7 protein-coding genes are annotated in these 6,150 nt (G+C 51.6%); all 7 read right to left on the bottom strand.

The window, feature by feature from the left end; all coding sequences use genetic code 11:
• Positions 1–151 precede the first annotated feature (151 nt).
• On the bottom strand, positions 152–1,648 hold the full coding sequence (locus ACESZP_RS15520; RefSeq protein ID WP_499709601.1) for an ASKHA domain-containing protein: 1,497 nt from the start codon (positions 1,646–1,648) through the stop codon (positions 152–154).
• A 35-nt stretch (positions 1,649–1,683) separates the two neighbouring features.
• Positions 1,684–1,959 carry an acylphosphatase gene (locus ACESZP_RS15515; protein ID WP_499709599.1) on the bottom strand — a complete coding sequence of 92 codons (276 nt, stop codon included), beginning with the start codon at positions 1,957–1,959 and terminating at the stop codon, positions 1,684–1,686.
• A 16-nt stretch (positions 1,960–1,975) separates the two neighbouring features.
• Positions 1,976–3,475 (bottom strand): sensor histidine kinase, encoded by a 1,500-nt coding sequence (locus ACESZP_RS15510; RefSeq protein ID WP_499709598.1) that lies wholly within the window; start codon positions 3,473–3,475, stop codon positions 1,976–1,978.
• Between the two features lie 2 nt (positions 3,476–3,477).
• Positions 3,478–4,155: a response regulator transcription factor gene (locus tag ACESZP_RS15505; protein WP_499709597.1), complete on the bottom strand. Its 678-nt coding sequence runs from the start codon at positions 4,153–4,155 to the stop codon at positions 3,478–3,480.
• 162 nt (positions 4,156–4,317) lie between these two features.
• A complete protein-coding gene (gene ybaK / locus ACESZP_RS15500) occupies positions 4,318–4,806 on the bottom strand; it encodes a Cys-tRNA(Pro) deacylase (RefSeq protein WP_349165035.1) in 489 nt (162 codons plus the stop codon).
• A 66-nt stretch (positions 4,807–4,872) separates the two neighbouring features.
• Positions 4,873–5,565, bottom strand: a complete 693-nt coding sequence (locus ACESZP_RS15495) for a YoaK family protein (protein WP_499709595.1) — start codon at positions 5,563–5,565, stop codon at positions 4,873–4,875.
• Positions 5,566–5,588: 23 nt separating this feature from the next.
• Positions 5,589–6,149 carry a Fe-S-containing hydro-lyase gene (locus tag ACESZP_RS15490; RefSeq protein ID WP_178039815.1) on the bottom strand — a complete coding sequence of 187 codons (561 nt, stop codon included), beginning with the start codon at positions 6,147–6,149 and terminating at the stop codon, positions 5,589–5,591.
• Position 6,150: the final 1 nt, after the last annotated feature.

The following is a 6,150-nucleotide window of genomic DNA, read 5'->3' as shown; positions in this document are numbered from 1 at the left end:
TTTGAAGTGAACCGCTGTCCCTCGCGACAGCTTCTATACTTTATCACGGGTGCAAGAGAATGTCAACACCTTTTTTTAAAATTTTTAAAACTTTTTCTATTTTTTCTACAGTATCTACTTTTTCTACAATTATGTAAACTTGCAACTGCTTTTATTCCTCTTCTTCCGGGAAAAGCAGTTCCTCTACATAGACATCCTGGAAATTCCGCTCCAGGGCCAGTTCTACAAAACGAGTCTCTTCGGAAAGTCTGCTGCTTCTCATGAACTCCTCCTGATTCAGCACTGCCATTTTTGCGCCCTCGCCTGCCGCGTTTCCGATCGAAAGAATTCGATTCTCCAGCTCCGGCGGCAGCAGACCAATGGCACATGCGCTGGCCGGATTCATATAATTGCCAAAGGCTCCGGCTATCAGGAGGGTATCTATCTCATCCACCTCTATGCCGCGATGACTGCATAACAGCCGGATACCTGCGCAGATAGCCGCCTTCGCCAGCTGCAACTCCCGGATATCACGCTGATTCAGATACACCTGCTCCGTAAAAGATACCGTCTGCTCTTCCATGCGCCCGGTTTCGTCCAGCTTTCCAAGACGGAGGAGACAGGCCGTCGCATCCAGAAGACCGGATCCGCAGATCCCCTTCGGCTCCCCTTCCCCGATTACATGCCAGGAAAGCTTTCCATTCTCAAGCCATACCTTATCAATCGCTCCTTCGGTTCCACGCATACCACAGGTAATCTTGGCACCCTCAAAGGCCGGTCCCGCTGCCGTTGAGCAAGCCATAAGTCCCTGCCTGTCTCCCAGAACAATTTCCCCATTGGTTCCGATATCCACCAACAAAGTCGGCTTTTCTTTCTCATAAATACGGGACGCCAAAATGCCGCCGACTGTATCCGCGCCTACAAAGCCCCCGATATTGGGCAGCCAGAGTATCTCCCCCTGCGGATGGATCCGCACATCAAATTTCGCCGCCGGTAGCTTAAGCGCTCCCTTCACCACCGGATCATAAGGAGCTTTTACCAACGTGTCAATCGGAAGCCCGAGAAACAGATGGTGGATACAGCTGTTGCCCACAAGCGCTACCCGGACAATATCCTCCGCAGTTCTTCCTGCTGCCTCCGCCGCCTGGGCAAGCAAATCACTGACCGCCCGGCGGATACAGCGATACAGCTGCTCCGGCCCGTGCTTCAACACATAATTTCCCCGCTCCACCACGTCAGCCCCATACTGGCGCTGAGGATTCAGCATACTTCTGACCGCCAGTTCTCTTCCGGTCCGGGCGTCCATAAGATACACCACCACAGAGGTAGAGCCCACATCTGCCGCCGCCAGAAGCGGATCTTTTACGTCTCCCGGAAGCGTTCCCGGATTCACTATTGTCTTTTTTCTGTCTTCTGTATGTCCCTCGGTCAGAATCTGTGTGTCCTGTTCCCTTTCCCATAAGGTATCGATCTCCATACCGTCCGCAGCCTTCGTCTGGCAGGCAAGCACAGGCTCACCATTTACCCGTACACGGCATTTTCCGCAGCTTCCCTTTCCTCCGCAGGGCGCGTCCGGAGATATTCCCGCTTCCACCGCTGCCTCAAGAAGGGTCTGTCCTTCCCTCGCCTTCCATCGAAGCCCTTCGTTTCTGAAATATAATTCACACATCTTCTGTTCTCCCTGTTCTTTTTCTCCCGGTTTATTCAATAGCTAAACCGGGTGATGAATTTCGTTTCTCCCACTTCCACCGGAAGCTCCTGATATTCGATACCCTCAATCCGGATATAGGGCTGATTTTTCAGTGTGAGGATCAGCTGGGAAATCAAGGACTCCCGCCCCTGAACCTCCATCTCCACCCGTCCGTCGCTCAGGTTCCGCACCCAGCCGGTGAGCCCCAGGTTTCTGGCATAGTACGCCGCCTGATACCGGAAGCCCACGCCCTGGACACGGCCGGAAAAATAGATATGCTTTCTTACCATAATAAAATCCTTTCCCCTAGGCCTGCACCTTGGCATCCAGCTCAAACCAGAACTCCACGCCATTATCATAGTTACGCACACCACACTCCCGGTGCAGGGAATCCATAATGGCCTTAACGATGGACAGACCGATGCCGCTGCCGCCGTACTCCCGGGTCCGGGCCTTGTCCACTTTATAGAATTTGATCCAGACCTTGTCCAGGTCCTCCTCCGGGATGGGATTGCCGGTATTAAATACCGATACCCGCACCAGATCATGTTCCCGGTGAAGCTTGACCTCGATAACTTTATCGAAATCACAGTGATTGATGGCGTTGCTGATGTAATTGGTCACGACCTCTTCGATCTTAAATTCATCGGCCCATACGTAGACCGGCTCCTCTTCTTTGAAAATCAGATGGATTTCCTTCTGCTCCATAAGAATTTTCGAAGAATTTAAAACATTTCGGATAAGTGATACAATATTAAACCGTTCCATGGTAACCACATCGTTGCCACATTCCAGTTGATTTAAGGACAGCAGATTTTTCACCATGGTGTTCATCTTCCGGGCCTCATCCATGATGACCTCGCAGTAAAAGTCCCGGCTTTCAGCATCATCATTGATGCACTCTTTCAGACCCTCCGCGTAGCCCTGAATCAGGGCGATGGGCGTCTTCAGTTCATGGGATACGTTGGACAGGAATTCCTTTCGCATCTCATCGATCTGGGTCTTCTGCTCGATATCCCGCTGCAATTCGTTGTTGGCAGTCTTCAACTCTGAAATGGTCTTTTCCAGATTTTCCGACATCTCATTCATATGCTCGCCCAGCACACCAATTTCATTGTCGATATCGCACGTGAATTTCGCATTGAAATCCAGATCCGCCATGCGCCTGGAGATGTCCGTCAGCTCCAGCAGCGGTTCGGAAATCCGTCTGGACAGCCACCAGATCAGAAGGGAGCCGAATACCATGGCCGTCAGCGCCACATAGAGGAAAAACTGGTTGGAAATGGCTGCGCTGTCCCGGATGCTCTCGATGGCCGTCTGCATAATAAAGGGCTCGCCGGAATCCAGAGTGCCCACAATCTCCAGGTAATCCGCCTGGGAAAAATGATCCCGGCTCTCCCGAATCGTGTAATTGTCCGCAGTATCCAACACTATGGAATTCTGAGTGTCCGCCTCAAAAATATAACTGTACAGCTTTTTCTGCAGAATCTGATAATCCCGGTTTGTGGCAAGTTTTGGCTCGCCGCTGTTATCCATAACGAAGATGGAGATATTGTCCGTGTTGCAGATAAGCTCCATGCCTGCCTTGAAATCGTCGTCATTGGTAAGCCCATTGCTGACGCCCTTATTCAGGGCTTCGTAAGCACTGATGATGGCTTTCTGCTTTTCAGACATATAATAATCCTTCAGAAAAAAAGCATTGATCAGGCCAACACACAGAAATGCCGCCGCCAATACACCGATGAAGATAGCGGCCATCTGCCGCTTGATGGAATGCTTTCCCGGATGCTTGACAGAATATTTCATACTCAGCCCACCTCGAATTTATAGCCCATGCCCCAGATGGTCTTGATCATGTCGCCCTTGTTGCCCAGCTTGCTCCGAAGCTTCTTCACATGGGTGTCGATGGTCCGGGCGTCACCAAAATAGTCGTAGTTCCACACATTGTTCAGAATCTTCTCCCTGGAAAGGGCGATTCCCTGATTTTCCATAAAATAAGTCAGCAGCTCAAATTCCTTAAAGCTCAAATCCAGCTGCTTGCCGTCCACGGTCACGATATGCGCCGCCTTATCCAGGGAAATGCCTCCTGCATCCAGCACCTCGTCCGCGCCTCTGGCGCTGGTACGCCGGAGAATTGCTTCCACCCGGGCTACCAGAATTTTGGGGCTGAAGGGCTTGGATATATACTCGTCCACGCCCAGGTCGAAGCCCTGCAGCTCATCCCGCTCGTCAGATTTGGCTGTCAGCATGATAATCGGCACCTTGGAATACGCACGAATCTCCCGGCAGGTCTGCCAGCCGTCCATCTTCGGCATCATCACGTCCAGAATCACCAGGGCGATGCCCTCCGTGCCGAAAAAGATGTCCAGGGCCTCCGCGCCGTCCCCGGCCTCCAGTACCTCAAAGTTCTGTTTTACCAGAAAATCCCGGACCAGCTTCCGCATTCTGCTCTCATCGTCCACTACCAGAATTTTTAATTTATCCATCACGAATCCTCCTGCCTCTTATTTCTACAGAAATTATTTCTTATTATACTTGATCTCTGTCTATTATAACAGGGAAATATGATCGTTTTGTGAAAAATACAGAGAAAAGGAGGCGGAATGTTCGCTTCCGCCTCCTTTTGTTTCTTCTATTATATGATAAGTCTATTCCATCACAACATCGGCAAAGGTCCCGCCTGCCGCCCGCATCAGATCTTCCGGATTCACTTCGATCTGGGAGCCGCGCCGTCCGCCGCTGACCATAATTCGTGGAAACTGCTTCGCGCTCTCGTCCAGCACCGCCGGAAACTGCTTCTTCATACCAATGCAGGTGCAGCCGCCCCGGACGTAGCCGGTCAGATCCGTCAGTTCCTTTAAGGGAAGCATTTCAACTGATTTTTCATGAACGGCTCTCGCCGCCTTTTTCAGATCCAGCTCCGCCTCAATGGGGATTACAAACACATAATGTTCTTTACTCTTCGCCACCGTCACCAGAGTCTTGTATACAATCTCATGGGGCTGACCCAGCATATCCGCCACGCTGACGCCGTCATGGAATTCCTCACCGTCGTAGGTATGTACCGTGTAGGGAATCTTCTTCTGCTCCAGAAGACGCATGGCGTTGGTCTTGATTTCTTTTTCTTTTTTTGCCATCTTCGCTCTCCTTTTCAACCATCTGTCACTCTGTCTTGACCAGTCGTTGTGCTGCGTTTCTGACCGTTAAGATATCTTCGGTTTTTCAATAAACATCAGACAGAAACTCACAAGCAGCAGCGCGCAGGACACCCAGATGGCCCGGATGCTCACAGCCGGATTCATAGACAGCACGCCGCCCACGCCTGCGCCCAGGGCAAACAGGAAAATGATACCAAAATAATAAAGCATCTGCTCCGCCTGCTGGGACTTATGCTCCCGCACATAGCCGGACAGCGCCGCAATACCGCTTCTTAAGTTGCCGATACACATGGTGCTGGCGTAGGAATAACCGTTGACCTTGCGGAAGGACTGTACCTGCATGGCGCAGGAAAAAGAAACCAGGGCGGTCGCCATCATATCCAGACGGGTGGGAATAAACCCGACTACAAACAAAATAACAATTTCCAGCAGAAGAATACTCTGCCGCCAGTGAAGCTTCCTTGCGTACCGGTACCGACCCTGAATCTGCTCTGCCACCCAGACGCCCACCGCAAAAGACAGAATCGGGAACAGGTAGCGAAGACCCGCCATCCACTCGCCGCACATGAAATGCTGACTCATCAGCACCACGTTGCCGGTCTGGGCATTGGAGAAGACCTCTTCTCTTGTAAAATAGGTATAAGCGTCCTGAAAGCCTCCGGACAGCGCCAGAAAGGCGCTGTTCACGAAGGCTTCGGACATCTGTTTCTCTTGTTCTGTTTCATGAATCAAAGACATGGGAAAATCATCCTTTCGTAAATCTAGTTCTTTTTACTGGCCAGATAGGCTGCTTTTCCCTCATCATACAGATTATTTCCCTCGCTGTCAATAATAACTACGAGCGGCATATCTTCCACATAGAGCTTTCGAAGCGCTTCCGCGCCCAGATCCTCGTATGCGATCAGTTCACATTTTTTGATGCATTTCGCCAGAAGCGCTCCCGCTCCTCCGATCGCCCCAAAGTAAACACCATGATACTTCTTCATGGCTTCCACCACCTCCGGAAGTCTGGCGCCCTTGCCAATCATACCTCTGGCGCCCACGCTCATCATGGTCGGCGCGTAAGCGTCCATACGGCCGCTGGTGGTTGGTCCCGCGCTTCCGATGACCTGACCCGGCTTCGCCGGAGTCGGTCCCACATAGTAAATGGTGGCGTCCGTCGGATCAAAGGGAAGCTTTTCCCCACGCGCCAGAGCCTCGCACATGCGCTTGTGTCCCGCGTCACGGGATGTATAGATGGTTCCGGTCAGATACACGCTGTCGCCTGCATGCAGGGTTTTCGCAAGCTCCTCTGTCAGAGGCAGCTGAATATGTTTCTCCATC

The organism is Candidatus Dorea massiliensis AP6, assembly GCF_964245105.1.
Taxonomy (GTDB): Bacteria; Bacillota; Clostridia; order Lachnospirales; family Lachnospiraceae; genus Laedolimicola; species Laedolimicola intestinihominis.
This window is presented reverse-complemented; position numbering and strand designations above follow the sequence as displayed.

Excerpts from the sequence above, each read along its gene's own strand:
- ACESZP_RS15520 (WP_499709601.1), bottom strand. The coding sequence starts at position 1,648 with ATGTGTGAATTATATTTCAGAAACGAAGGGCTTCGATGGAAGGCGAGG.
- ACESZP_RS15515 (WP_499709599.1), bottom strand. The coding sequence starts at position 1,959 with ATGGTAAGAAAGCATATCTATTTTTCCGGCCGTGTCCAGGGCGTGGGC.
- ACESZP_RS15510 (WP_499709598.1), bottom strand. The coding sequence starts at position 3,475 with ATGAAATATTCTGTCAAGCATCCGGGAAAGCATTCCATCAAGCGGCAG.
- ACESZP_RS15505 (WP_499709597.1), bottom strand. The coding sequence starts at position 4,155 with ATGGATAAATTAAAAATTCTGGTAGTGGACGATGAGAGCAGAATGCGG.
- ybaK (WP_349165035.1), bottom strand. The coding sequence starts at position 4,806 with ATGGCAAAAAAAGAAAAAGAAATCAAGACCAACGCCATGCGTCTTCTG.
- ACESZP_RS15495 (WP_499709595.1), bottom strand. The coding sequence starts at position 5,565 with ATGTCTTTGATTCATGAAACAGAACAAGAGAAACAGATGTCCGAAGCC.
- ACESZP_RS15490 (WP_178039815.1), bottom strand. The coding sequence starts at position 6,149 with ATGGAGAAACATATTCAGCTGCCTCTGACAGAGGAGCTTGCGAAAACC.